The sequence below is a fragment of the Streptomyces rubellomurinus genome (genome assembly GCF_000961885.1).
Taxonomy (GTDB): Bacteria; Actinomycetota; Actinomycetes; order Streptomycetales; family Streptomycetaceae; genus Kitasatospora; species Kitasatospora rubellomurina.
This window is the reverse complement of sequence record NZ_JZKH01000101.1, coordinates 1-25,770: the sequence shown is the minus strand read 5'-3', so window position 1 is coordinate 25,770 and position 25,770 is coordinate 1. Positions and strand designations below refer to the sequence as shown.

At 71.5% G+C, this 25,770-nt stretch carries 22 protein-coding genes; 19 read left to right on the top strand and 3 right to left on the bottom strand.

The genetic code is table 11. The annotated features are described in order from the left end of the window. Positions 1–475 precede the first annotated feature (475 nt). The 18 genes from VM95_RS32355 (at position 476) to VM95_RS32270 (ending at position 22,041) form a co-directional block, all read left to right on the top strand. Positions 476–835: an NADH-quinone oxidoreductase subunit A gene (locus VM95_RS32355; RefSeq protein ID WP_030060100.1), complete on the top strand. Its 360-nt coding sequence runs from the start codon at positions 476–478 to the stop codon at positions 833–835. A 146-nt stretch (positions 836–981) separates the two neighbouring features. Next, entirely contained in the window at positions 982–1,536 is a 555-nt protein-coding gene (locus VM95_RS32350) for a NuoB/complex I 20 kDa subunit family protein (RefSeq protein WP_045703631.1), read from the top strand. Continuing rightward, positions 1,533–2,246 (top strand): NADH-quinone oxidoreductase subunit C, encoded by a 714-nt coding sequence (locus VM95_RS32345; protein WP_045703629.1) that lies wholly within the window; start codon positions 1,533–1,535, stop codon positions 2,244–2,246. Before VM95_RS32350 ends, VM95_RS32345 begins: the two co-directional genes overlap by 4 nt. Continuing rightward, positions 2,246–3,643: an NADH-quinone oxidoreductase subunit D gene (locus VM95_RS32340; RefSeq protein ID WP_078860869.1), complete on the top strand. Its 1,398-nt coding sequence runs from the start codon at positions 2,246–2,248 to the stop codon at positions 3,641–3,643. Before VM95_RS32345 ends, VM95_RS32340 begins: the two co-directional genes overlap by 1 nt. A 17-nt stretch (positions 3,644–3,660) precedes the next feature. After that, a complete protein-coding gene (gene nuoE, locus VM95_RS32335; protein WP_078860873.1) occupies positions 3,661–4,455 on the top strand; it encodes an NADH-quinone oxidoreductase subunit NuoE in 795 nt (264 codons plus the stop codon). Further along, the gene (gene nuoF / locus VM95_RS32330; RefSeq protein ID WP_045703627.1) at positions 4,455–5,816 is read left to right on the top strand and encodes an NADH-quinone oxidoreductase subunit NuoF; all 1,362 of its coding nucleotides are present in this window, start codon (positions 4,455–4,457) and stop codon (positions 5,814–5,816) included. The genes nuoE and nuoF overlap by 1 nt, the downstream gene beginning before the upstream one ends. Beyond that, positions 5,813–8,344, top strand: coding sequence for an NADH-quinone oxidoreductase subunit G (locus tag VM95_RS32325; RefSeq protein WP_045703625.1), 2,532 nt, complete (start codon positions 5,813–5,815; stop codon positions 8,342–8,344). Before nuoF ends, VM95_RS32325 begins: the two co-directional genes overlap by 4 nt. Then, positions 8,341–9,669 carry an NADH-quinone oxidoreductase subunit NuoH gene (gene nuoH / locus VM95_RS32320; RefSeq protein ID WP_045703623.1) on the top strand — a complete coding sequence of 443 codons (1,329 nt, stop codon included), beginning with the start codon at positions 8,341–8,343 and terminating at the stop codon, positions 9,667–9,669. The genes VM95_RS32325 and nuoH overlap by 4 nt, the downstream gene beginning before the upstream one ends. 6 nt (positions 9,670–9,675) lie before the next feature. Continuing rightward, on the top strand, positions 9,676–10,278 hold the full coding sequence (gene nuoI / locus VM95_RS32315) for an NADH-quinone oxidoreductase subunit NuoI (RefSeq protein WP_045703621.1): 603 nt from the start codon (positions 9,676–9,678) through the stop codon (positions 10,276–10,278). Continuing rightward, a complete protein-coding gene (locus tag VM95_RS32310; RefSeq protein WP_045703644.1) occupies positions 10,278–11,159 on the top strand; it encodes an NADH-quinone oxidoreductase subunit J in 882 nt (293 codons plus the stop codon). Before nuoI ends, VM95_RS32310 begins: the two co-directional genes overlap by 1 nt. After that, entirely contained in the window at positions 11,156–11,455 is a 300-nt protein-coding gene (gene nuoK / locus VM95_RS32305) for an NADH-quinone oxidoreductase subunit NuoK (RefSeq protein ID WP_045703619.1), read from the top strand. Before VM95_RS32310 ends, nuoK begins: the two co-directional genes overlap by 4 nt. A 14-nt stretch (positions 11,456–11,469) precedes the next feature. Next, complete coding sequence (nuoL, locus tag VM95_RS32300; protein WP_045703617.1) at positions 11,470–13,365, top strand: NADH-quinone oxidoreductase subunit L; 1,896 nt, start codon at positions 11,470–11,472, stop codon at positions 13,363–13,365. Positions 13,366–13,396: 31 nt separating this feature from the next. After that, complete coding sequence (locus VM95_RS32295; RefSeq protein WP_045703615.1) at positions 13,397–15,046, top strand: NADH-quinone oxidoreductase subunit M; 1,650 nt, start codon at positions 13,397–13,399, stop codon at positions 15,044–15,046. Then, the gene (gene nuoN / locus VM95_RS32290; RefSeq protein ID WP_078860867.1) at positions 15,043–16,677 is read left to right on the top strand and encodes an NADH-quinone oxidoreductase subunit NuoN; all 1,635 of its coding nucleotides are present in this window, start codon (positions 15,043–15,045) and stop codon (positions 16,675–16,677) included. The genes VM95_RS32295 and nuoN overlap by 4 nt, the downstream gene beginning before the upstream one ends. A gap of 324 nt (positions 16,678–17,001) precedes the next feature. Then, a complete protein-coding gene (locus VM95_RS32285) occupies positions 17,002–18,015 on the top strand; it encodes a polyprenyl synthetase family protein (protein WP_045703639.1) in 1,014 nt (337 codons plus the stop codon). Between the two features lie 97 nt (positions 18,016–18,112). Further along, positions 18,113–18,775 (top strand): response regulator transcription factor, encoded by a 663-nt coding sequence (locus VM95_RS32280; RefSeq protein WP_045703613.1) that lies wholly within the window; start codon positions 18,113–18,115, stop codon positions 18,773–18,775. 339 nt (positions 18,776–19,114) lie between these two features. Beyond that, entirely contained in the window at positions 19,115–20,965 is a 1,851-nt protein-coding gene (locus tag VM95_RS32275) for a 2-oxoacid:acceptor oxidoreductase subunit alpha (RefSeq protein ID WP_078860871.1), read from the top strand. Further along, entirely contained in the window at positions 20,962–22,041 is a 1,080-nt protein-coding gene (locus VM95_RS32270; protein ID WP_045703609.1) for a thiamine pyrophosphate-dependent enzyme, read from the top strand. The genes VM95_RS32275 and VM95_RS32270 overlap by 4 nt, the downstream gene beginning before the upstream one ends. A 67-nt stretch (positions 22,042–22,108) precedes the next feature. Here VM95_RS32270 and VM95_RS32265 read toward each other — a convergent pair whose 3' ends face one another. After that, on the bottom strand, positions 22,109–23,785 hold the full coding sequence (locus VM95_RS32265; RefSeq protein WP_045703607.1) for an LCP family protein: 1,677 nt from the start codon (positions 23,783–23,785) through the stop codon (positions 22,109–22,111). After that, entirely contained in the window at positions 23,778–24,242 is a 465-nt protein-coding gene (locus tag VM95_RS32260) for a DUF6542 domain-containing protein (RefSeq protein ID WP_157882259.1), read from the bottom strand. Before VM95_RS32260 ends, VM95_RS32265 begins: the two co-directional genes overlap by 8 nt. A gap of 363 nt (positions 24,243–24,605) precedes the next feature. On the opposite strand from VM95_RS32260, the gene VM95_RS32255 reads away from it, so the two are divergent. Continuing rightward, complete coding sequence (locus tag VM95_RS32255) at positions 24,606–25,205, top strand: TetR/AcrR family transcriptional regulator (protein WP_279616856.1); 600 nt, start codon at positions 24,606–24,608, stop codon at positions 25,203–25,205. A 91-nt stretch (positions 25,206–25,296) separates the two neighbouring features. Here the strand turns inward: VM95_RS32255 and VM95_RS32250 are convergent. Further along, a partial coding sequence (locus VM95_RS32250) for a hypothetical protein (RefSeq protein WP_045703603.1) occupies positions 25,297–25,770 on the bottom strand: 474 nt, incomplete at its 5' end.

The window sequence follows — 25,770 nt, the reverse complement described above, 5'->3', positions numbered from 1 at the left end:
GGGGGGAGGGGGGAGAGGGAGGGGAAAGGAAACCCCTGCGCGCGCTCGCGCGCTTGTGAACGAAGGGTCAAGCGCACGTTCCCACCCCCACCACCCCTCAGAGTGAGCCTCCATATCACGTCAACATGGCGCCCAGAAATTTGCCTACAGCGGAGCATAGTTGATATAGAAGCGCGCCATCGATCGGCCGCTTCCACAGTAATTGCGACCGCATGTGATCATTTAGCTCCCCTGTGTTGACGCTTCTGGGCATGTCCACCTCCAATCCCATCGCCGGAGTGTCATAGATCACAAAGAAGGCGATGAACTGCGTGTCGCAGATCACAAGCCAACAGGCATAGGATGCGCTCACTCCAGGCCTTGTGAACTGCCTCACATGAGGCGGATCCCGGGAACTGGAGCGCGGGTTCACCTCAGCGTGACCCGCCGGTTCCGATCTGCAGTCAAGGACGACTGGACGGAGGGAGCGGGGGCTATGAATGCCTACGCGCCGATCCTCGTACTCGGTGCCATCGCGGCGGCGTTCGCGGTCGGCTCCGTCGTGATGGCCTCGCTCACCGGCCCCAAGCGCTACAACCGGGCCAAGTTGGAGGCGTACGAGTGCGGCATCGAGCCGACCCCGCAGCCCGTGGGCGGCGGTCGGTTCCCGATCAAGTACTACCTGACGGCGATGCTCTTCATCGTCTTCGACATCGAGATCGTCTTCCTCTACCCCTGGGCGGTGACCTTCGACGCCCTGGGGATCTTCGGGTTGGTCGAGATGCTCCTGTTCATCGCCACCGTCTTCGTCGCCTACGCCTACGTGTGGCGCCGCGGCGGCCTGGAGTGGGACTGAGCGCGGGGCCGGCCGCAGCCCTTGTGAACGAGCGGACAAGCCCGAACGGGCCGACGTACCAGGGCCGGTGAACCGGGCCCGAGAACCCGCGCCCGAGGTACCGGGGCCGGTGAACCAGAGGACTTGAGGGCACTGAGAGGGATCTGATGGGAATCGAGGAGAAGCTGCCGAGCGGCTTTCTGCTCACGACCGTGGAGTCGGTCGCCGGCTGGGTGCGTAAGGCGTCCGTCTTCCCGGCCACCTTCGGTCTGGCCTGCTGCGCGATCGAGATGATGACCACCGGCGCCGGGCGCTACGACCTGGCCCGGTTCGGGATGGAGGTCTTCCGGGCCTCCCCCCGACAGGCCGATCTGATGATCGTGGCGGGCCGGGTGAGTCAGAAGATGGCCCCGGTGCTGCGCCAGGTGTACGACCAGATGCCCAACCCCAAGTGGGTCATCTCGATGGGCGTCTGCGCCTCCTCCGGCGGGATGTTCAACAACTACGCGATCGTGCAGGGCGTCGACCACATCGTCCCGGTGGACATCTACCTGCCCGGCTGCCCGCCCCGCCCGGAGATGCTGATGGACGCCATCCTGAAGCTGCACGACAAGATCCAGCACGAGCCGCTGGGCGTGAACCGCCGCCGCGCCGAGGAGCTCGGCGAGGCCCTCGCACTGCAGGCCACCCCGATCAGCGAGATGCGGGGGCAGCTGCGATGAACGAGCAGGTACCCGAGACCCGCCGCGAGCGCCCGGTCCGCGAGATCCCGGTCGAGGTGGTCGGCCGCCGCCAGGGCATGTTCGGCACCACGGGCAGCGGCGACACCTCCGGCTTCGGCGGCCTGGCCGCCCCGATCGTGCTGCCCGGCCCGAGCGAACGCCCGTACGGCGGCTGGTTCGACGAGCTCGCCGACGAGCTGGAGGGCGCCCTGGAGGAGCAGGGCCTGGACCCGGCCGAGGTGATCGAGCGGACCGTCGTCGACCGTGGCGAGCTGACCTTCCACATCGACCGCGCCCACCTCCTGCGGACCGTCCGCATCCTGCGCGACGACCCGGCCCTGCGTTTCGAACTGTGCCTGGGCGTCAGCGGCGTGCACTACCCGGGCGACCGGGGCCGCGAGCTGCACGCGGTCTACCACCTGCGCTCGATCACCCACGGCCGGCTGATCCGGCTGGAGGTCACCGCGCCGGACGCCGACCCGCACGTCCCGTCGGTGGTGAGCGTCTACCCGACCAACGACTGGCACGAGCGCGAGGTCTACGACTTCTTCGGCCTGGTCTTCGACGGCCACCCGGCGCTCACCCGGATCATGATGCCGGACGACTGGCTGGGCCACCCGCAGCGCAAGGACTACCCGCTCGGCGGCATCCCCGTCGAGTACAAGGGCGCCCGGATCCCGGCTCCCGATCAGCGGAGGTCGTACAGCTGATGAGTACTCAGCACCACGAGAAGGCCGGCGCAGGAGCCGGCGACCGGGCCGATGACCTGGCCGGCGAGGAAGCCCGGGAGGCGCACCGGGCGCAGTCCCGCGAGACCACCGAGGGCCGGGTCTTCACCGTCACCGGCGGCGACTGGGGCGAGGTGGTCGAGGCGGTCGGCCGGGCCGACGACGAGCGCATCGTCGTCAACATGGGCCCGCAGCACCCGTCCACCCACGGCGTGCTGCGGCTGATCCTGGAGATCGACGGCGAGACGGTGAAGGAGGCCCGCTGCGGCATCGGCTACCTGCACACCGGCATCGAGAAGAGCATGGAGTTCCGCAACTGGGTCCAGGGCACCACCTTCGTGACCCGCATGGACTACGTGATCCCGATGTTCAACGAGACCGCCTACTGCCTGGCGGTCGAGAAGCTGCTCGGCATCACCGACGACGTCCCGGAGCGGGCGAGCGTCATCCGCGTGATGATGATGGAGCTCAACCGGATCACCTCCCACCTGGTGTTCCTGGCCACCGGCGGCATGGAGATCGGCTCCACCACCCTGGCGATCTTCGGGTTCCGGGACCGCGAGCTGATCCTGGACGTCTTCGAGCTGATCACCGGCCTGCGGATGAACCACGCGTACATCCGCCCGGGCGGCCTCGCCCAGGACCTGCCGCCCGGCGCCGTCGACCAGGTCCGCGAGGCGGTGAATCTGCTGCGCTCCCGGCTGCACGAGTACGACAAACTGGCCGCGGGGAACCCGGTGTTCAAGGCCCGCCTGTGCGACGTCGGCCACCTCGACCTCGCCGGCTGCCTGGCGCTCGGCGCGACCGGCCCGATCCTGCGCGCCACCGGCCTGCCGCACGACCTGCGCAAGACCGACCCCTACTGCGGGTACGAGGACTACGACTTCGAGGTCATGACCACGGACACCGCCGACTCCTACGGCCGCTTCCTGATCCGGCTGAAGGAGATGCGGGAGTCGCTGCGGATCGTCGAGCAGTGCCTGGACCGGCTGCGCCCCGGCCCGGTGATGGTGGCCGACAAGAAGATCGCCTGGCCGGCCCAGCTCGCGGTCGGCCCGGACGGCATGGGCAACTCGCTCGACCACATCCGCACGATCATGGGCACCTCGATGGAGGCCCTGATCCACCACTTCAAGCTGGTCACCGAGGGCTTCCGGGTCCCGGTGGGCCAGGCGTACGCGGCGGTCGAGTCGCCCAAGGGCGAGCTGGGCGTGCACGTGGTCAGCGACGGCGGGACGCGCCCGTACCGGGTCCACTTCCGGGATCCGTCGTTCACCAATCTGCAGTCGATGGCGGCGATGTGCGAGGGCGGCCAGGTGGCCGACGTGATCGTCGCGGTGGCCGGGATCGACCCGGTGATGGGAGGCGTGGACCGGTGACCAACGTGGAACTCGGCCTGCCGGCGCTGCCGGCCCCGCCGTACCCCGAGGAGGTGCGCGCCCGGCTGGCCGCCGATGCCGCCGAGCTGATCGGCCGCTACCCGCAGGCCCGTTCGGCGCTGCTGCCGCTGCTGCACCTGGTGCAGGCCGAGGAGGGCTTCGTCAGCGCGACCGGGATCCGGTTCTGCGCCGAGCAGTTGGACCTCACGACGGCCGAGGTGACCGCCGTCGCGACCTTCTACACCATGTACCGGCGGCGCCCGGCCGGGAAGTACCACGTCGGGGTGTGCACCAACACGCTGTGCGCGGTGCTCGGCGGCGACCGGATCTTCGAGGAGCTCCAGGAGCACCTGGGCATCCGCAACAACGAGACCACCGAGGACGGCACGGTCTCGATCGAGCACATCGAGTGCAACGCGGCCTGCGACTACGCCCCCGTGGTGATGGTCAACTGGGAGTTCTTCGACGACCAGACCCCGCAGAGCGCCCGGAAGCTGGTGGACGACCTGCGGGCCGGCCGCGAGGTGCGGCCGACCCGGGGCGCGCGGCTGTGCGGCTTCAAGGAGACGGCCCGCATCCTGGCCGGCTTCCCGGACGAGCGCCCGGGCGCCAACGACGAGTCCGGCGCCGGCGGCGCCCCCTCGCTGGCCGGTCTGCGGCTGGCCCGCGGCGAGGCCCTGCCCGGTACCCCCGGCACCAGGGTCGTCTCCCCGCGCCACGAGGAGCCCCGCCACGAGGAGCCCCGCGTCGAAGAGCCCCGCCACGAGGAGCCCCGCCACGAGGAGCCCGGCCAGGAAGGGACCGAAGCGTGATGACCTCCGCCGAGCCGGCCGAGAAGCTGCTCACCCCCGTCCTGTCCGCCTCCTGGGACGACGCCCGCCCCTGGACGCTCGCCACCTACCGCCGCCACCAGGGCTACCAGGGCCTGAAGGCGGCCCTGGCCATGCCCCCGGACGACGTGATCGCCCTGGTCAAGGACGCCGGCCTGCGCGGCCGCGGCGGCGCCGGCTTCCCCACCGGGATGAAGTGGCAGTTCATCCCGCAGAACGACGGCAAGCCGCACTACCTGGTGGTGAACGCGGACGAGTCCGAGCCGGGCACCTGCAAGGACATCCCGCTGCTGTTCGCCAACCCGCACGCGCTGATCGAGGGCATGATCATCGCCTCCTACGCGATCCGCTGCGACCACGCCTTCGTCTACCTGCGCGGCGAGGTCGTCCCGGTGCTGCGCCGCCTGCACGCGGCCGTCGCCGAGGCGTACGCGGCGGGGCTGCTCGGCCGGGACATCCTCGGTTCGGGCATCGACCTCGACATCACCGTGCACGCCGGCGCCGGCGCGTACATCTGCGGCGAGGAGACGGCGCTGCTGGACTCGCTGGAGGGCCGCCGCGGCCAGCCGAGGCTGCGGCCCCCGTTCCCGGCGATCGCCGGCCTGTACGCCTGCCCGACGGTGGTGAACAACGTCGAGTCGATCGCCTCGGTGCCGCCGATCCTGGCCCGCGGCAAGGAGTGGTTCAAGGGCCTGGGCACCGAGAAGTCGCCGGGCTTCACGTTGTACTCGCTCTCCGGCCACGTCACCAACCCGGGCCAGTACGAGGCCCCGCTGGGCATCACCCTGCGCCAGCTGCTGGACCTCAGCGGCGGCGTCCGGGCCGGGCACCGGCTGAAGTTCTGGACCCCGGGCGGCTCCTCGACGCCGATGTTCACCGAGGAGCACCTGGACGTCCCGCTGGACTACGAGGGTGTCGGCGCGGCCGGCTCGATGCTCGGCACCAAGGCGCTGCAGGTGTTCGACGAGACCACCTGCGTGGTGCGCGCGGTGACCCGCTGGACGGAGTTCTACGCCCACGAGTCCTGCGGCAAGTGCACGCCCTGCCGGGAGGGCACCTACTGGCTGGTCCAGCTGCTGGAGCGGATCGAGGCGGGCGAGGGCGTCGAGGGGGACCTGGAGAAGCTCCTCGACATCGCCGACAACATCAACGGCAAGTCGTTCTGCGCGCTGGGCGACGGCGCGGCGAGCCCGATCGTCTCCTCGCTCCAGCACTTCCGGGCCGAGTACGAGCAGCACCTGGCCGAGCGCCGCTGCCCGTTCGATCCGGCCGCCTCCACCGTCTGGGCCGACGGCCCCCGCCCCGGCCACCCGTCCGCCACCGAGAGGGAGGTGCACGCGTGACGATCACGCAGCCGACGGCCGCCGCGAACGCGGTCGAACTGGTCACGCTCACCATCGACGGCGTCGAAGTGCAGGTCCCGAAGGGGACGTTGGTGATCCGGGCCGCCGAGGCGATCGGCACCCAGATCCCGCGCTTCTGCGACCACCCGCTGCTCGACCCGGCCGGCGCCTGCCGGCAGTGCATCGTCGAGATCGAGGGCCAGCGCAAGCCGGTCGCCTCGTGCACGATCCCGGTCGCCGAGGGCATGGTGGTGCGCACCCAGCTGAGTTCGCCGGTGGCGGAGAAGGCGCAGCGCGGCGTGATGGAGCTGCTGCTGATCAACCACCCCCTGGACTGCCCGGTCTGCGACAAGGGCGGCGAGTGCCCGCTGCAGAACCAGGCGATGTCCAGCGGCGCCGCGGACTCCCGCTTCGAGGGGATGAAGCGCACGTACGCGAAGCCGCTGCCGATCAGCAGCCAGGTGCTGCTGGACCGGGAGCGCTGTGTGCTGTGTGCGCGCTGCACCCGTTTCTCGCAGCAGATCGCGGGGGACCCGTTCATCGACCTGGTGGAGCGCGGGGCGTTGCAGCAGGTGGGGACGGGGGAGGGGGACGACTTCGAGTCGTACTTCTCGGGGAACACGATCCAGATCTGCCCGGTGGGCGCGCTGACTTCGGCGGCGTACCGGTTCCGTTCCCGTCCGTTCGACCTGGTGTCCTCGCCGAGCGTGTGCGAGCACTGTTCCGCGGGCTGCGCGCAGCGCACGGACCACCGGCGGGGCAAGGTGTTGCGCCGGCTGGCGGGTGAGGATCCGGCGGTGAACGAGGAGTGGAACTGCGACAAGGGCCGGTTCGCGTTCCGGTACGCGCAGCAGCGGGACCGGTTGACGGCGCCGCTGGTGCGGGACGGGCGCGGCGAGTTGGTGCCGGTGTCGTGGCCGGAGGCGTTGGCGCGGGCCGCGGAGGGGTTGCGCGGGGCGCGTGCCGGTGTGTTGGCGGGCGGCCGGGTGACGGTGGAGGACGCGTACGCGTACGGGAAGTTCGCGCGGGTGGTGCTGGGCACCAATGACGTGGACTTCCGGGCGCGCGCGCACAGTGGCGAGGAGGCGGACTTCCTGGCGGCGGCGGTGGCCGGGCGCGGGGTGGACGTGGACGGCTCGGGGGTGTCGTACGAGCGGCTGGAGCAGGCGCCGGCGGTGCTGTTGGCGGGTCTGGAGCCGGAGGAGGAGTCGCCGATCGTCTTCCTGCGGCTGCGCAAGGCGGCTCGCGGTGGCGGGTTGAAGGTGTACTCGGTGGCGGCGTTGGCGTCGCGGGGGTTGGCGAAGCTGCGGGGTGCGCTGTTGCCGGCGGCGCCGGGGACGGAGCCGGAGTGGTTCGCGGCGTTGGCGGCGGACGAGCCGTTGAACGATGACGCGGGCCGGGCGGCGGAGTTGTTGCGTGCGCCGGGTGCGGTGATTCTGGCGGGTGAGCGGTTGGCGGCGGTGCCGGGTGCGTTGACGGCGCTGTTGCGGTTGGCGCACGCGACGGGTGCGGCGTTGGCGTGGGTGCCGCGTCGGGCGGGTGAGCGCGGGGCGGTGGAGGCGGGCGCGTTGCCGTCGTTGCTGCCGGGTGGCCGTCCGGTGGTGGTGGAGGCGGCGCGGGCCGAGGCGGCGGCGGCCTGGGGGGTGGCGGAGTTGCCGTCGCGGCCGGGCCGGGACGTGGGTCAGATGCTGACGGCGGCGGCGCGGGGTGATCTGGACGCGCTGCTGGTGGGCGGGGTGGATCCGGGTGATCTGCCGGATCCGGCGCTGGCGGCGGAGGCGTTGGCGGCGGTGCCGTTCGTGGTGTCGCTGGAGTTGCGTCCGTCGGGGGTGACGGAGCGGGCGGATGTGGTGCTGCCGGTGGCGGCGGTGGCGGAGAAGGCCGGGACGTTCCTGGACTGGGAGGGCCGGGTGCGGATGTTCGAGGCCGCGTTGAAGCCGGATCAGTTGATGGGGCGCCATTTGCAGTCGGATCTGCGGGTGTTGGACATGCTGGCGGATGCGCTGGGGCACCGGCTGGGTCTGTCGGACGTGCGGGCGGCGCGGCTGGAGCTGGACCGTTTCGCCCCGTGGGTGGGGGATCGGGCGGCGGATCCGGCGGCGCATCCGGGTGTGTTGCCGCGGCCGGCGGCCGGGCAGGCGGTGCTGGCGGGTTGGCGGCTGCTGCTGGACGGGGGGTCGCTGCAGGAGGGTGATCCGCATCTGGCGGGGACGCGGCACCGGGCGGTGGCGCGGTTGTCGGCGGTGACGGCGGCGGAGGTCGGGGCGGTGCCGGGTGGTCTGCTGCGGTTGACGGGGCCGGCGGGTTCGCTGACGTTGCCGTGGGAGGTGGCGGAGGCGCTGCCGGAGCGGACGGTGTGGGTTCCGCTGAATTCGACGCCGGGTGGCGCGTACCGCGCGCTCGGGACGTCGGTCGGCCATCTGGTGACGATCGCCGCGGCGGTCGCCGAGCCGGCCGCCGAGCCGGTGGCCGAGCCGGCCGCGGTGGAGGGCGAGGCGGGCGCCGACGTCGAGGGGGAGGTCCGATGACTCCGCAGCCGTACGAGATGCTCCACTTCTTCGGCCACGACCCGTGGTGGATGGTGCTGCTGAAGGCGGTGTTCTGCTTCGCGTTCCTGCTGGTGACGGTGCTGGTCACGATCATCGAGGAGCGCAAGGTGCTGGCCTGGATGCAGTTGCGCATCGGGCCGAACCGGAACGGGCCGTGGGGCCTGCTGCAGTCGCTGGCGGACGGTGTGAAGCTGGCGTTGAAGGAAGACCTGGTGGTCAAGGGCTCGGACAAGGTGGTCTACGTCCTGGCTCCGATCGTGGCCGCGATTCCGGCGTTCATGGCGTTCGCGGTGATCCCGTTCGGCCCGGCGGGCGACGAGGTGTCGATCTTCGGGACGCGGACGCCGTTGCAGCTGACGGACTTCCCGGTGGCGCTGCTGTACGTCCTGGCGACGGCCTCGGTGGGCATCTACGGGATCGTGCTGGCGGGCTGGTCGTCGGGTTCGACGTACCCGCTGCTGGGCGGGTTGCGTTCGACGGCGCAGATGATCAGCTACGAGATCGCGATGGGCCTGTCGTTCGCGGCGGTGTTCATCCACTCGGGGTCGATGTCGACGTCGGAGATCGTGGCGCACCAGCAGTCGACGTGGTTCGCGGCGCTGCTGCCGGTGTCGTTCATCGTGTACATCATCGCGATGGTGGGGGAGACGAACCGGGCGCCGTTCGACCTGCCGGAGGCCGAGGGCGAGTTGGTGGGCGGTTTCAACACCGAGTACTCGTCGCTGAAGTTCGCGATGTTCATGCTGGCCGAGTACGTGAACATGGTGACGGTGTCGGCGGTGGCGTCGACGCTGTTCCTGGGCGGCTGGCGGGCGCCGTGGCCGGTCTCCACGTTCTGGGAGGGCGCGAACCACGGCTGGTGGCCGATGCTCTGGCTCACGCTGAAGATCCATCTGCTGCTGATCTTCTTCATCTGGCTGCGGGCGACGCTGCCTCGGTTCCGCTACGACCAGTTCATGAAGTTGGGCTGGAAGGTGCTGATCCCGGTCTCGCTGGTGTGGCTGGTGCTGATCGCGAGCGTGCGGGCGCTGCGCAACGAGGGGTACGGCTTCGGCGAGGTGGTGCTGTACGTGGGTGCCCCGGTCGGGGTGGTGCTGCTGCTGGCGCTGTTGCGGGACTTCCTGCGCAAGCAGCCGGAGCCCGAAGTGCCGGAGACCGATGGGGAGTTCGATCCGATGGCCGGGGGCTACCCGGTGCCGCCGATGCCGGGCCAGGTGCTGCCGCCGGTGCCGCGCAGGCCGAGCCGGGCTCCGAAGCAACTGCAGGACGCGCTCAACGGCGCGGACCATCCCGAAGGGAGCTGATCCGAGATGTCGTCCGACCAGACGGAGCGGGCCGACCGGCCCGACCGGCCGTCGCTGCTCGGCCCGGCCGCCGGCTTCGGCGTGACCTTCCAGGCCATGTTCAAGAAGCGGCTGACCGAGCAGTACCCGGAGCAGAAGAAGCCGACCGCTCCGCGTTTCCACGGCCGTCACCAGCTGAACCGGCATCCGGACGGCCTGGAGAAGTGCGTGGGCTGCGAGTTGTGCGCCTGGGCGTGCCCGGCGGACGCGATCTACGTGGAGGGCGCGGACAACCGGGACGAGGAGCGGTACTCGCCGGGTGAGCGCTACGGCGCGGTGTACCAGATCAACTACGCCCGCTGCATCCTGTGCGGGCTGTGCATCGAGGCCTGTCCGACGCGGGCGCTGACGATGACGAACGAGTACGAGCTCGCGGATTCGTCGCGCCGGGATCTGATCTTCACCAAGGAGCAGCTGCTGGTGGGTCTGTCCGAGGGCATGGTGGACACCCCGCACGCGATCTTCCCGGGCGCCGACGAGGGCGCGTACTACCGCGGTGAGATCACCGCGGCGGCGCCGGGGACGGTCCAGCAGGAGCGCACCGACCGGGAGAAGGAGGTGCGGCAGTGATCGCGGGTCTCGCGGAAGCCACCGGGACGACCTCGACGGGTGAGGCCGTCCAGTTCTGGGTGCTGGCGGTGGTCGCGGTGGGGGGCGCGCTGGGCATGCTGCTGATGCGCAAGGCGGTGCACAGCGCGCTGTGCCTGGCGGCGACGATGCTGGCGCTGGCGGTCTGCTACATGGCGCAGGGCGCGGTGTTCCTGGGTGTGGTGCAGATCGTGGTGTACACCGGCGCGATCATGATGCTGTTCCTGTTCGTGGTGATGCTGGTCGGGGTGACCAGCGAGGACTCGTTGAAGGAGCAGTTGAAGGGCCAGCGGTTCGCGGCGGCGCTGTGCGGGCTGGGTTTCGGCGTGCTGCTGGTGGCGGGGATCGCGAACGCGAAGCTGGACCACTTCACCGGGTTGTCGGAGGCGAACGCCGAGGGCAACGTGCCGGGGCTGGCGCGGCTGATCTTCACCCGTTACGTGTGGGCGTTCGAGGTGACGGGCGCGCTGCTGATCACGGCGGCGATCGGTGCGATGGTGCTGACGCACCGGGAGCACGTGAAGGCGCCGAAGACGCAGCGGGAGCTGGCGGCGCAGCGGGTGCGGGACAACCTGCAGGTGCCGCCGCTGCCGGCGCCGGGGGTGTACGCGCGGCACAACGCGGTGGACGTGCCGGCTCTGCTGCCGGACGGGTCGCCGGCGGAGTTGTCGGTGAACGCGACGCTGCGCGAGCGCGGCCAGGTCCGGGACGTGAGCGAGGACATGCAGCGCCGGATGGCCGAGTTGGAGAACGCGACGGCGGACTGGTTGGGCCGGGCGTCGTCGGAGCGGCCGGTGGTGGCGGCTCCGCGCAGGTCGCTGGAGCCGGCCGGGAACCACGAGCCGGAGGAGGGCGAGCAGTGAATCCGGTCAACTACCTGTATTTGGCGGCCCTGTTGTTCACCATCGGCGCGGCCGGGGTGCTGGTGCGGCGCAACGCGATCGTGCTGTTCATGTGCGTGGAGCTGATGCTGAACGCGTCGAACCTGGCGCTGGTGACGTTCTCGCGGCTGCACGGGACGCTGGACGGGCAGGTCATCGCGTTCTTCACGATGGTGGTGGCGGCGGCGGAGGTCGTGGTCGGTCTCGCCATCATCGTGTCCATCTTCCGGACGAGGCACTCCGCTTCGGTCGACGACAGCAATCTGATGAAGCTGTAGGCGGAGGGCCTTCGGTGAACTCTCTCATTCCGCTGCTGGTGGCGGCTCCACTGGCCGGTGCCGCCCTGCTGCTGCTCGGCGGGCGGGCGCTGGACCGGTTCGGTCACTGGCTGGCCACGGCGCTCGCGGCGCTCTCGTTCGGTTTCGGCCTGGCGTTGTTCTCGGACATGCTGGGCCGGGAGGCCGAGCACCGGGCGGTGACGAAGCACCTGTTCAGCTGGGTGCCGGTGAACGGTTTCCAGGCCGATGTGGCGTTCCGGCTGGACCAGTTGTCGATGACCTTCGTGCTGCTGATCACCGGGGTGGGCACGCTGATCCACCTGTACTCGGTGGGCTACATGGCGCACGACGAGCGCCGGCGCCGGTTCTTCGCGTACCTGAACCTGTTCCTGGCGGCCATGCTGCTGCTGGTGATCGCGGACAACTACCTGCTGTTGTACGTGGGTTGGGAGGGCGTGGGGCTGGCCTCGTACCTCCTGATCGGTTTCTGGCAGCACAAGCCGAGTGCGGCGACGGCGGCGAAGAAGGCGTTCGTCGTCAACCGGGTCGGCGACATGGGCCTGTCGATCGCGATCATGCTGATGTTCGCCGAGTTCGGTTCCTTCGCGTTCACCCCGGTGTTCGACGGGGCGCACGAGGCGAGCGAGGGGAAGCTGACGGCGATCGGCCTGATGCTGCTGCTGGCGGCGTGCGGCAAGTCGGCGCAGGTGCCGCTGCAGTCGTGGCTGGGGGACGCGATGGAGGGTCCGACGCCGGTGTCGGCGCTGATCCACGCGGCGACCATGGTGACGGCCGGCGTGTACCTGATCACCCGTTCCTCGGCGATCTTCAACCTGGCGCCGGACGCCCGGACGGCCGTCGTGGTGGTCGGCGCGGTCACGCTGCTGTTTGGTGCGGTCGTCGGGTGCGCGAAGGACGACATCAAGAAGGCGCTGGCCGGCTCGACGATGTCGCAGATCGGCTACATGGTGCTGGCGGCGGGCCTCGGCCCGATCGGCTACGCCTTCGCGATCATGCACCTGGTGACGCACGGCTTCTTCAAAGCCGGGCTGTTCCTGGGCGCCGGGTCGGTCATGCACGGCATGAACGACGAGGTGAACATGCGTCACTACGGGGGCCTGTGGCGGCACATGAAGGTCACCTTCGTCACGTTCGGCCTCGGCTACCTGGCGATCATCGGCTTCCCGGGCCTGTCGGGGTTCTTCTCCAAGGACAGGATCATCGAGGCGGCGTTCGCGAAGGGCGGCACGGAGGGCTGGATCCTGGGCCTGTGCGCGCTGGTCGGCGCGGCCGTCACCGCGTTCTACATGACCCGGGTGATGGTGCTGACCTTCTTCGGCGAGAAGCGCTGGCAGCCCGACGAGAGCGGCGAGCTGCCGCACCCGCACGAGTCGCCGCGGACGATGACGATCCCGATGGTCCTGCTGTCGTTCGGCTCGGTCTTCGCGGGCGGGCTGTTCGCCTTCCACGACTCCTTCCTGACGTGGCTGGAGCCGGTGACCGGGCACAGCGAGGGCGATTCGCCGCTGAGTTCGTGGACGGTCACCGGGCTGACCACGGCCTGCATGCTGGCCGGGGTCGGCCTGGCCTACCTGATGTACTGGCGTTCGCCGGTGCCGGTGGTTCCGCCGGTCGGCTCCCCGCTGACCCGGGCGGCCCGGCGCGACCTGCTGCAGGACGACATCAACCACGCCGTGCTGGTGCGGCCGGGTTCGGCGCTCACCGCGACCCTGGTCTGGTTCGACAGCCGGGGCCTGGACGGCTTCGTGAACGGCCTGGCCGCCACCATCGGCGGCCTGTCCGGGCGGCTGCGGCGGATCCAGAACGGCTTCGTCCGCTCGTACGCGCTCTCCATGTTCGGCGGCACGCTGGTGCTGGTCGCCTCGACTCTCCTGATGAGGTCCGTCTGATGGAATCCACAACTCGCGGGGGAGGCAAGCCGTGAGCGCGCTGCTGACCGCGACCTGCGTCGTCCCGGCGGCCGGCGCGGTGCTGACCGCGGCCCTGCCGGCCGGCTCGACCGAGGCCCGGCGCCGCACCACCAAGGCCGTCGCGCTGGGCGTCTCGGCGGTGGCCCTGGTGCTGGCCGCCGTGGTGGCCGCGCGGTTCGACCCGCACGGCGCCCGGTACCAGCTGACCGAGTCGTACAGCTGGATCCGTTCCTTCGGCATCACCTTCTCGCTCGGCGTGGACGGCATCGGCGCGGTGCTCGCGCTGCTGACGGCCGTGCTGGTGCCCGTGGTGATCCTGGCGTCCTGGCACGACGCCGACCCGGTGGCGCCCGGCCCGGACGGCGCCGGCGGGGCGGACGGCTCCGAGGCCGGCACGATCGAGGGCAAGCGCCGCACCCAGGGCTTCTTCGCCCTGATCCTGGCCGTCGAGGCGATGGTGATCGTCTCCTTCTACGCCACCGACGTCTTCCTCTTTTACGTGTTCTTCGAAGCCATGCTGATCCCGATGTACTTCCTCATCGGCGGCTTCGGGGACCGGGCGGGCGGCCCCGAGTCGGCGCGCCAGCGCAGCTACGCGGCCGTGAAGTTCCTGCTGTACAACCTGCTCGGCGGCCTGGTGATGCTGGCCGCCGTGATCGGCCTGTACGTGCTGGCGCAGGACCAGGGCGTCGCCACCTTCGACCTGCGGACCCTGACCGACGCGGTCGCGGACGGCCGGCTGCAGTTGAGCGGCACCGCCGACAAGGCGCTGTTCCTCGGCTTCTTCTTCGCCTTCGCGGTGAAGGCCCCGCTGTGGCCGCTGCACACCTGGCTGCCGAACGCGATGGGCGAGGCGACGGCGGGGACGGCGGTGCTGATCACCGCCGTGGTGGACAAGGTCGGCACCTTCGCGATGCTGCGCTTCTGCCTCGGCCTGTTCCCGGACGCGTCGCGGACCTTCGCCCCGGCGATCCTGGTGCTGTCGCTGGTCGGCATCGTCTACGGCGCGCTGCTGGCGATCGGCCAGAAGGACATCAAGCGGCTGGTCGCCTACGCCTCGATCTCGCACTTCGGCTTCATCATCATGGGGATCTTCGCGCTGACCAGCCAGGGCCAGAGCGGCGCCACCCTCTACATGGTGAACCACGGCATCTCCACCGCGGCGTGGATGCTGGTGGCCGGCTTCCTGATCTCGCGCCGCGGTTCGCGGCTGATCGCCGACTACGGCGGCGTGCAGAAGGTCGCGCCGGTGCTCGCCGGGACGTTCCTGATCGGGGGCCTGGCCACCCTGTCGCTGCCGGGGCTGGCGCCGTTCGTCAGCGAGTTCCTGGTGCTGGTGGGCACGTTCACCCGCTACCCGGCGGTCGGGATCGTCGCGACCTTCGGGATCGTGCTGGCCGCGCTGTACGCGCTGCTGCTGTACCAGCGCACCATGACCGGCCCGGTGAAGGAGGGCGTGCGCGCCATGCCCGACCTGAAGGCGCGCGAACTCGCCGTGGTGGCGCCGCTGGTGGCGCTGACGGTGCTGCTCGGCGTCTACCCCAGGCCGCTCACCGACCTGGTGAACCCCTCGGTGGACGCCACGCTCTCGCAGGTCCACCGGACCGACCCGGCGCCGGTCCACCCGGTCGCCGCCAGCTCAGGAGGTGAGCGGAAGTGAGCGCCATCGCAGTGCTCGCCGCCCTCGGCGGGAACACGCCCAGCATCCCGGCGCCGCACATCGAGTACGGCCGGCTCTCGCCGATGCTGGTGGTGTTCGGGGCGGCCGTGGCCGGGATCCTGGTGGAGGCCTTCGTGCCCCGCCGCCACCGGTACTGGACGCAGGTGCCGCTCGCGCTGGCGGGCCTGGCCGGCGCGTTCGTCGCCGTGGTGGTGCTGGCCGCGCAGGGCCGGGCCCCGCACCTGGAGCTGCTGGCCATGGAGTCCGTGGCGATGGACGGCCCGGCGCTGTTCCTGCAGGGCGTGATCCTGCTGGTCGCCGTGGTCGCGGTGCTCACCTACGCCGAGCGCCGGCTGGAGCCGAAGGCCGGCGGCCTGCCCGCGGACGCGTTCGCCGCGCAGGGCGCCGCCACTCCCGGCGGCGAGCAGGAGCGGGCCGCGGTCCGGGCCGGGTTCACCACGACCGAGGTGTTCCCGCTGACCATGTTCGCGGTCGGCGGCATGCTGCTGTTCCCCGCCGCGAACGACCTGCTGACCATGTTCGTGGCCCTGGAGGTCTTCTCCCTGCCGCTGTACCTGCTGTGCGCGCTGGCCCGGCGCCGCCGGCTGCTGTCCCAGGAGGCGGCGGTCAAGTACTTCCTGCTCGGCTCCTTCGCCTCGGCGTTCTTCCTGTTCGGCACGGCCCTGCTGTACGGCTACGCGGGCAGCGTGAAGCTCGGCGACATCGCGGACGTCGTCTCCGGCAAGGCGATGTCCACCCCGGCGCAGCTGAGCAGCACCCAGAGCGACGTGCTGCTGCTGACGGGCCTGGGGCTGCTGGCGGTCGGGCTGCTGTTCAAGGTCGCCGCGGTGCCGTTCCACGCCTGGACGCCGGACGTCTACCAGGGCGCGCCGACGCCGGTGACCGGTTTCATGGCGGCGGCCACCAAGGTCGCCGCGTTCGGGGCGCTGCTGCGGCTGTTCTACGTGGCGTTCCCCGGTCTGAAGCTGGACTGGCGGCCGGTGATGTGGGGTGTCGCGATCCTGACCATGGTGGTGGGCGCGGTGCTGGCGGTGACCCAGCAGGACGTGAAGCGGCTGCTCGCCTACTCGTCGATCGCGCACGCCGGGTTCATCCTGACCGGTGTGATCGCGCTCGACCGGCAGGGCGTGTCCTCGGTGCTGTTCTACCTGGCCGCGTACTCGTTCGTGACGCTGGGCGCGTTCGCCGTGGTGACGCTGGTGCGCGACTCGAAGGGCGAGGCGACGCACCTGTCGAGCTGGGCCGGGCTGGGCCGGCGGTCGCCGCTGGTGGCGGGCGTGTTCGCGCTGTTCCTGCTGGCGTTCGCCGGGATCCCGCTGACGTCCGGGTTCACCGGGAAGTTCGCGGTGTTCCAGGCGGCGGCGGCCGGCGGGGCGACGCCGCTGGTGGTGGTGGGTGTGCTGAGTTCGGCGGTGGCCGCGTTCTTCTACATCCGGGTGATCGTGCTGATGTTCTTCTCGGACCCGCAGCCGGGCGGCCCGACGGTGGCGATCCCGAGCGCGTTCACGGCCACGGCGATCGGGGTGGGGGTGCTCGTCACGCTGGGTCTGGGCCTGCTGCCGCAGTACTTCCTGGAGCTCGCGTCGAAGGCCTCGCTGTTCGCGTACTGACCGGTTCCGGTCGCCGCGGCGGAGGCCGGCCCGGGATTCCCGGACCGGCCTCCGGCGTTTCGTGCGCGTCCTTGCGCACGTCGTTCCACGCGTCGTTGTACGCGTCGTTGTCGCGTCCTCGCGCGCGTCTTTATGCGCGGCCGATTCCACCCCGCCGCCGACCGGCCCGCGCAGCCCGTCTGACCAGGCCTTCCGGCCGGATCGTGACAGGACCAGCACGCCCGTGCAGTGATCCACTCACGACCGGATACCCTGCCTGTATGGCCAGCGGCGGCACTCAAGGACCAGGCCGCTAGATCGACCAGGGACAGAGGAGTGGTCTTCGTGACCGTCGTGGGACCCTTCGGGCTCAGCGTGCAGGACCGCGACCTGACCCGGGACGTCCAGGCCGGACTGGACGCGGTGGAGGCGGCGCTCGCCGAGACCGTCAAGAGCGACGTCCCGTTCATCACCGTCACTGCGAGCCACCTGATCGAAGCCGGCGGCAAGCGCTTCCGTCCGCTCCTGCTGCTGCTCGCCGCCCAGTTCGGCGACCCGGGGGCGCCCGGCGTGGTGCCGGCCGCCGTCGTCGTCGAGCTCACCCACCTGGCCACCCTGTACCACGACGACGTGATGGACGAGGCGCCGGTGCGCCGGGGCGCGCCCAGCGCCAACTCCCGCTGGGACAACTCGGTCGCCATCCTGACCGGCGACTTCCTGTTCTCCCGCGCCTCCCAGGTGCTCGCCGACCTCGGCCCGGAGGCGGTGCGGATGCAGGCGGAGGCGTTCGAGCGGCTGGTCACCGGCCAGATCATGGAGACCCGCGGCCCGGGCCCGGACGTCGACCCGCTGCTGCACTACCTGGACGTGCTGGCCGGCAAGACCGGTTCGCTGATCGCCGTCGCCTGCCGGATAGGAGCGCAGTCGGCCGGCGCCGAGCCGTGGGTGGTGGACACCCTCGGCGACTTCGGCGAGCGGATCGGCATCGCCTTCCAGCTGGCCGACGACGTGCTGGACATCGCCAGCGACGGCCACGAGTCCGGCAAGACCCCCGGCACCGACCTGCGCGAGGGCGTGGCCACGCTGCCCACGCTGCTGCTGCAGCAGATGCCGGCCGACCCGGCCGACCCGGAGGACACCCGGCTGCGCGAGCTGCTCGCCGGGGACCTGTCCGCCGACGACGCCCTGCACGCCGAGGCGCTGCGCCTGCTGCGCCGCCACCCCGCGCTGGAGCGGGCCCGCCGGGAGACGCTGCGCCAGGCCGAGGAGGCCCGGGCGATCCTCGCCACGCTGCCGGACTGCCCGGCGAAGGCGGCCCTGGAAGGCCTGTGCGACTCGGTGGCGATCCGCACCATGTGAGCGGCCGCCGGGCGGGCCCTGAGGGCTCGTGGACCGCGGGGTGCCCGGCATGGGGGAGACTGGCCTCCGTCCGCACCACTTCCGGGGGAAGGTCGCCATGCGTCGTGTCGTCATCGCCGAGGACTCCGTACTGCTGCGGGAGGGCCTGACCAGGCTGCTCACCGACCGCGGCCTGGAGGTGGTCGCGGGCGTCGGGGACGGCGATGCGCTGGTACGGACGGTGGACGGGCTGGCGGCGGCCGGCGCGCTGCCGGACGTGGTCGTCTCGGACGTGCGGATGCCGCCCGGCCACACCGACGAGGGGCTGCGCGCCTGCGTCGAACTGCGCGCCCGCTACCCGCGACTGGGCGTGCTCGTGCTGTCGCAGTTCGTGGAGGAGCGCTACGCCTCCGAGCTGCTGGCGGGCTCCACCCGGGGCGTCGGCTACCTGCTGAAGGACCGGGTCGCCGAGGTGCGCGAGTTCGCGGACGCGGTGCTGCGGGTCGCCGACGGCGGCACCGCGCTGGACCCGGAGGTGGTGCAGCAGCTGCTGAGCCGCAGCCGCAGGGGCGACGTGCTGGCCGGGCTCACCCCGCGCGAGCGCGAGGTGCTGGGGCTGATGGCCGAGGGCCGCACCAACGCGGCGGTCGCCCGGCAACTGGTGGTCTCGGACGGCGCGGTGGAGAAGCACGTCAGCAACATCTTCCTGAAGCTGGGCCTGGCGCAGAGCCCGGAGGACCACCGCCGGGTGCTCGCGGTGCTGACCTACCTCAACTCGTAGCCGGCCGGAATGGTCGCCGCCGCCGGGGCGTTGTGCAGGGTGTGCGGCACGGACGGCGCCCGGCGGTTTCCCGCCGCATGCGGGAGTTCCGGCCCCCGCCGACCTCGCGCGCATAGGATGCGAGAGGTGCACCAGGCGGACGGGGCACGGGGCCGCGCCCGCGGTGGTGCGCCCACGAGGAGGTCCGCGGCAGTGACCAGTCAGGTCGATCAGTCGGAAGCAGTGGACGGCTCGGACGACGGCGAGGAGCGGGCCGGCGGCGGCGCGCGGCACTCCGGTCCGGGCGCGCCCGCCGTCCCTCCCGGCCCGGGCGGCACGCCGCCGCGGCGGGCCAAGCCCATGCGCAGACTCGACCGGGTGATCATCCGATTCGCCGGCGACTCCGGTGACGGCATGCAGCTCACCGGTGACCGCTTCACCTCGGAGACGGCGTCCTTCGGCAACGACCTCTCCACGCTCCCGAACTTCCCCGCCGAGATCCGCGCCCCCGCCGGCACCCTGCCCGGCGTCTCGTCCTTCCAGCTGCACTTCGCCGACCACGACATCCTCACCCCCGGGGACGCCCCGAACGTGCTGGTGGCGATGAACCCGGCGGCGCTGAAGGCGAACCTGCCGGACCTGCCGCGCGGTGCGGAGATCATCGTCAACACCGACGAGTTCACCAAGCGGGCGCTGGCGAAGGTGGGTTACCCGGCGGACCCGCTCGGCGACGGCTCGCTGGACGGCTACCACCTGCACAAGGTGCCGCTGACCGCGCTGACCCTGGAGGCGCTCAAGGACAGCGGGCTGGCCCGCAAGGACGCCGAGCGGGCGAAGAACATGTTCGCGCTCGGCCTGCTGTCCTGGATGTACCACCGGCCGACCCACGGCACCGAGCAGTTCCTGCGCGCCAAGTTCGCCAAGAAGCCGCCGATCGCCGAGGCCAACATCGCGGCGTTCCGGGCGGGTTGGAACTTCGGCGAGACCACCGAGTCGTTCGCGGTGTCCTACGAGGTGCCGCCGGCGAAGCTCCCGGCCGGCCGCTACCGCAACATCTCCGGCAACCTGGCGCTGTCCTACGGGCTGATCGCCGCCGCCGAGCGCTCGGGCCTGCCGCTGTACCTCGGCTCGTACCCGATCACCCCGGCCTCGGACATCCTGCACGAGCTGTCCAAGCACAAGAACTTCGGGGTGCGCACCTTCCAGGCCGAGGACGAGATCGCCGGCATCGGCGCGGCGCTGGGCGCGGCCTTCGGCGGGGCGCTGGGGGTGACCACCACCTCCGGGCCCGGGGTGGCGCTCAAGTCGGAGACGATCGGCCTGGCCGTCTCGCTCGAACTGCCGCTGCTGGTGGTGGACATCCAGCGCGGCGGCCCGTCCACCGGCCTGCCGACCAAGACCGAGCAGGCGGACCTGCTGCAGGCGATGTTCGGCCGCAACGGCGAGGCGCCGGTGCCGATCGTCGCCCCCGCGACGCCCGCGGAGTGCTTCGACGCGGCGCTGGAGGCGGCCCGGATCGCCGTCACCTACCGGACCCCGGTGTTCCTGCTCTCGGACGGCTACCTGGCGAACGGCTCGGAGCCGTGGCGCATCCCGGAGGTCGGCGAACTGCCGCTGATCGACCCGGACTTCGCGACCGGACCGAACCGGGAGGACGGCGCCTTCTGGCCGTACCTGCGGGATCCGCACACGCTGGCCCGGCCGTGGGCGGTGCCCGGCACGGCGGGCCTGGAGCACCGGATCGGCGGCATCGAGAAGCAGGACGGCACCGGGAACATCTCCTACGACCCGGCCAACCACGACTTCATGGTCCGCACCCGGCAGGCCAAGGTCGACGGCATCACCGTCAAGCCGGTCGAGGTCGACGACCCGAGCGGCGACGCCCGGGTGCTGGTCCTCGGCTGGGGATCCACCTACGGGCCGATCACCGCCGCGGTGCGCCGGGTGCGCGCGGACGGCGGCGAGGTCGCCCAGGCGCACCTGCGCAACCTCAACCCGTTCCCGGCCAACCTCGGGACGGTGCTGCGCAGTTACGAGAAGGTCATCGTGCCGGAGATGAACCTGGGCCAGCTGGCCCTGCTGCTGCGCGCCAAGTACCTGGTGGACGCCGAGTCCTACAACCAGGTGCGCGGACTGCCGTTCAAGGCGGCGCAGTTGGCGGACGTGCTGTGGGCGGCGATCGGCACCCTGGACGAGGAGGACCACCGATGAGCGAGCAGAGCGAGCCCGTTGTGGACGAGGGCGGCTTCCCGTCGCTGCGGCTGGTGCCCAGGGCCGAAGAGCCGCAGGGCGCAAGGGACTTCAAGACCGACCAGGAGGTGCGCTGGTGCCCGGGCTGCGGGGACTACGCGATCCTGGCGGCGGTGCAGTCCTTCATGCCGGAGCTGGGGATCAGGCGCGAGAACACGGTGTTCGTGTCCGGCATCGGCTGCTCGTCCCGTTTCCCGTACTACATGAACACCTACGGCGTGCACTCGATCCACGGCCGGGCGCCGGCGATCGCGACCGGGCTGGCGACCTCCCGGCGGGACCTGAGCGTGTGGGTGGTGACCGGGGACGGCGACGCGCTGTCGATCGGCGGCAACCACCTGATCCACGCGCTGCGGCGCAATGTGAACCTGAAGATCCTGTTGTTCAACAACCGTATCTACGGCCTCACCAAGGGCCAGTACTCGCCGACCAGTGAACTCGGCAAGATCACCAAGTCGACGCCGATGGGCTCGCTGGACGCGCCGTTCAACCCGCTGTCGCTGGCGATCGGCGCCGAGGCCTCCTTCGTCGCCCGCACCATCGACTCGGACCGCCAGCACCTGCAGTCGGTGCTGCGGGCGGCCGCGCGGCACGAGGGCACGGCGCTGGTGGAGATCTACCAGAACTGCAACATCTTCAACGACGGCGCCTTCGAGGTGCTGAAGGAGCCGGGCACCCGCGACGAGGCGCTGATCCGGCTGGAGCACGGGCAGCCGATCCGTTTCGGCGCGGACGGCGCGGGCGGCGTGTTCCGGGGCGCGGACGGCGAGCTGTTCGTGGCCCCGGTCACCGCGGAGAACGAGGCGCGGGTTCTGGTGCACGACGCGCACGCGGCCGGCCCCGCCACGGCCTTCGCGCTGTCCCGGATCGCCGACGCGGACACCCTGCACCACACCCCGATCGGGGTGCTGCGGGACGTCCGGCGGCCGGTCTACGACGAGCTGATGACGAGCCAGCTGGCGACCGCCGCCGCGCACCGCGGCCCGGGCGACCTGGCCGCGCTGCTCACCGGCGGCGACACCTGGACGGTGGACTGACCGGCCCCGCCCGTACGCGTCGGCGCCCCCGCCCGCACCGGGCGGGGGCGCCGACGCGCGGGCGGGATCAGTAGACGCAGGGGATCCCGCCGTCGGACTGGGCGTCGACACCGGGGCCCTGGACGGGCACGTTGGCGGCCGGGTCGCCGCCGGGCGCCGCCGGGGTGCTGGGCTTGTCGGCCTTGTCGGCGACGCCGGTGAAGGAGCTGCCGAGGGTGACGACCACCCGGTCGGCGCCCGCCGAGGCGGACTCGGTGGCGCTCACGCCGTAGCGGGCGGCGATCTGGTCGGCGGCGTCCTTGGCTCCCTTGCCGTAGGTCACCGTGGTGGCCTTCTGCTTGGTGCGGGCCGGTCCGGTGGTGCCCACCTTGAAGCCCATGCCCTCCAGGGCCTTGCCCTCGGCGGTGGAGGAGACGCCGGCCGCCGAGGAGCCGTTGTAGACGTCCACGGTCGCGGTGGCCGCGGCCTTGGTGGGGGTGGCGGTGGGCTGCTGGGCGGGGGCGCTCGGGGTGTCGGTCGCGCCGTCGGCCGGGGCGGGCGCGGCGGCGTCGGCGTAGCCGAAGATCTGCTTGACGACCTTCTGGATCTTGGCCGGGGTGACGAGGTTGACGTCCTGGCCGTTCTTCTTGCCGAAGCCGTCGAAGGTGAGGGTGTTGAACTCGACGTTGCCGCCGGTCAGGGCCGGGGCCTGCTCGGCGAAGTCGAGGATGTTCCACTCGTTGTCGATGACCAGGTCCTTCTGCACGGCGCTGAACAGGCCCTTGAGCTTGCCCAGGTCGCTGATGATGCCGTCCTCCTTGAGCTTGTGCACGACGGAGGAGATGAAGGCCTGCTGGCGGTGGGTGCGGGCGAAGTCGCCGGTGTTGCCGTCCGGGCCGTCCAGGTTGTGGCGCTGGCGGACGAAGGACAGCGCCTGGGAGGCGTTGAGCTCGTTGATGCCCTTGTGGAAGTCGGCGCCGGAGCCCTGGCCCTCGATGGCCGGGTCCTTGGTGTCGTGGGTGAGGCAGACCTTGATCGGCTGGACGGCCTTGGCGATGTCGTAGAAGCCCATGAGGTTGACCTCGGCGACGTGGTCGATGGGCTGGTCGAGGAAGGTCTGGACGGTCCGGATGGTGGCGGCCCGCCCGGCGTCGCGGCCGGCCTTCTCCAGATCGGCGCCCTTCAACCCCTTGGCCTGGAGGCCGGGGTTGGCCTGGTCCTTGGCGTTGCCGTACGCCTCCTTGATCTTGGCCATGCCCATCTTGGTGCCGTCGCCCTTGTACGTCATGACGTAGTCGTCGCGCGGGATGGAGACGGCCTGCACCTTGCCGCCGCCCGCGGGTATGTGCAGCAGGATCAGGCTGTTGGTGTTGTAGCCGCCGACGTCGGAGCTGTGTCCGGCGTGCAGCTCGTCCTGGATGAACTGCGGGTCGATGTCCGAGCCGTCCATGTTCTTGCGGCTGTCCAGGCCGATCAGCAGCAGGTTGACCGAGTTGTCGAGGTGCTTGGGGGCGTCCTTCTTGGTCTCGGCGATGGCGTTGGAGGTCGTCATCCCGCCGGTGAGCTCGTTGAACCCGTACCAGGCGACGCCGCTGGCCACGAACACCGCGAGGCCGGCCGTGCAGGCGACCGTGCGGGCGGCGATCAGCGCCGGGCTGGGGCGGGAGGGCCCGGCGGGGCGGGCGCGGCGGGCGGAGCGGCCGCCCTCCGGCCGGCCCGCGTCCCGGCCGCCGTCCGGCCGGCCGTTGTCGCTCTGCTCAGTCATGCTGCCTCCTCCGGCCCCGGATCACCCGGACCACGATCACCAGCAGGGCCGCGGCCGCGGCCTTCGCCATCACGGGGAACCCGTACACCACCCACTTCGTGGAGCCGGTGGCCAGGGCGGTGCCGTGGTACTTCTCGCTGTTGGCCAGCAGTTCGGCGCCGGCCGTCACGGCCAGCACCACCACCGGCGAGGCCGCCAGCACCCACCACCAGCCGCTGCGGGTGCACAGCGCGGCCGCGAGCCCGGTGCCGAGCACCGCGCAGACCGCGAACACCCAGCCCATGCCGGGGCCGGAGAGCTCGTCGACGGCCGCGCCGATCAGCGGCAGCCCGACCGCCACGACGGCGGGCAGCGCCGGGCCGCCGGACAGCGGGCGGGTCGGGGTGGCCGCCGCGGGTCTGCCCGCCGCCCGTCGCCGTGCTCCCTGCTCGGACGCCCGTCCTCGCTGCCCTGCCACGTACTCACCCCCGGAATTTCCGCGTCCCGCGCGCCGATCGCGGCGCCGGCGCCGACGCCGGGTGCCGTGCTTCAACGACGGTTGCGGCGCTGCCAGTTCTGGACGCTCAGGTCGGTCTGCCGGTTCCCGGCGGCGGTTTCCCGTCGCGGATCGGGGGCAGGCCCGTTTCGGTTTTCCTCTACACGGGTGTAGAGGATGTAGAGATCGTAGGCAGCATAGAGCACGCCTGTTCGCCGGCAAGCCCGCTCCGAAAGGGGCGGCGCCGGCCATAACGGGCGATTTCGAACGGTCGGCGAGCGGGCCGGCCGAGGAGGAGGGGCCGTGACGGGGACGGGCGGAGCAGGGCGGCCGGAGAAGCGCAGGGTGATCACGCGGGCCGCGACGGCGGTGTTCGGACGCGAGGGGTACCTGCGGGCCAGCATGGACGCGATCGCCGCGGAGGCCGGGGTGTCCAAGCGCACGGTCTACAACCACTTCCCCGACAAGGAGACCCTCTTCCTCACGGTCGCCCTGCGCAGCTCGGCCGGGCTGGCCGAGCAGGTCCGGCGGCTGATGGCCGAGCACCTGGACCGGGCCGAGGACCCGCGCCGGGCCCTGGTCGGCTTCGCCGTCGCGCGGGCGCGCGTCGTCCTCGCCGCGGGCGAGCACGGCGCGGTCGGCCGGGCGATCCGCGCCGAGGTGGCGAACGTCCCGGCGGACGTGCTGGAGGCCTGGCGGGAGGCGGGCCCGGTCGCCACCCGGCGCGACCTCGCGGACCGGCTGGCGGCGCTCGCCGGGCGCGGGCTGCTGGCGGTGGACGACCCGGAGCGGGCCGCCGAGCGGTTCACCCTGCTCACGCTGCACGGCGTGGCCGAGCGCTCGTTCTGGGGCGTGCTGCCGGTGGCCGAGGAGGAGGCCGGGCGGATCGCGGCGGACGGCGTGGACGCCTTCCTGCGCATCCACGGGGTGCCGGCCGCCGCCTGAGCGGCGGGGACGCCGGAGGGCGGGGACTGCGGCGTGGTGCCGGTCCCCGCCCTCCGGCGGTGCTGCGCCGATGCGACTACTTCCGGTCGCTCTACTTCCAGTTGAGGCCCTTGCCCAGGGTGTACGGGTCGCCCCAGAACTCGGCGCCCGCGACCTTGGAGGCCTCCGGCGACATGGCCACCACGCAGGAGGTGACCGACTGGCCGTTGGTGAAGCCGCTCGGGAAGGAGTTGTTCGGGCACTTGTCGAACTTGCCGATGATCGACAGCTCCTGCGCCTCGGAGCCGTCCGCCAGCAGGCCCTTCATCTGGGTCAGGCTGGCGAAGGACATGTCGGTGCTGCCGACGTTGGTGACCTTGTAGTTGACGTAGTACGGCACCAGGCCCTTGGCGCGGTCGCCCAGGTTGAACTTGGCCAGGTCGGCCGGGTCGCCCTTGGTGATGCCGGTCACGGTGAGCGAGACCTTGCCCTCGGTGTGCCCGTACTTGTACGGGAACTGGATCGCCTCGCCGATCTTCACCGTGGTGCCGGCCGCCGGGGCCGCGCCGCCCGCGCCGGCCGCGCC

Bases quoted from the DNA above. Each gene is read 5' to 3' on its own strand.
- VM95_RS32355 (WP_030060100.1), top strand. From the start codon at position 476: ATGAATGCCTACGCGCCGATCCTCGTACTCGGTGCCATCGCGGCGGCG.
- VM95_RS32350 (WP_045703631.1), top strand. From the start codon at position 982: ATGGGAATCGAGGAGAAGCTGCCGAGCGGCTTTCTGCTCACGACCGTG.
- VM95_RS32345 (WP_045703629.1), top strand. From the start codon at position 1,533: ATGAACGAGCAGGTACCCGAGACCCGCCGCGAGCGCCCGGTCCGCGAG.
- VM95_RS32340 (WP_078860869.1), top strand. From the start codon at position 2,246: ATGAGTACTCAGCACCACGAGAAGGCCGGCGCAGGAGCCGGCGACCGG.
- nuoF (WP_045703627.1), top strand. From the start codon at position 4,455: ATGACCTCCGCCGAGCCGGCCGAGAAGCTGCTCACCCCCGTCCTGTCC.
- nuoH (WP_045703623.1), top strand. From the start codon at position 8,341: ATGACTCCGCAGCCGTACGAGATGCTCCACTTCTTCGGCCACGACCCG.
- nuoI (WP_045703621.1), top strand. From the start codon at position 9,676: ATGTCGTCCGACCAGACGGAGCGGGCCGACCGGCCCGACCGGCCGTCG.
- VM95_RS32280 (WP_045703613.1), top strand. From the start codon at position 18,113: ATGCGTCGTGTCGTCATCGCCGAGGACTCCGTACTGCTGCGGGAGGGC.
- VM95_RS32275 (WP_078860871.1), top strand. From the start codon at position 19,115: ATGCGCAGACTCGACCGGGTGATCATCCGATTCGCCGGCGACTCCGGT.
- VM95_RS32270 (WP_045703609.1), top strand. From the start codon at position 20,962: ATGAGCGAGCAGAGCGAGCCCGTTGTGGACGAGGGCGGCTTCCCGTCG.
- VM95_RS32265 (WP_045703607.1), bottom strand. From the start codon at position 23,785: ATGACTGAGCAGAGCGACAACGGCCGGCCGGACGGCGGCCGGGACGCG.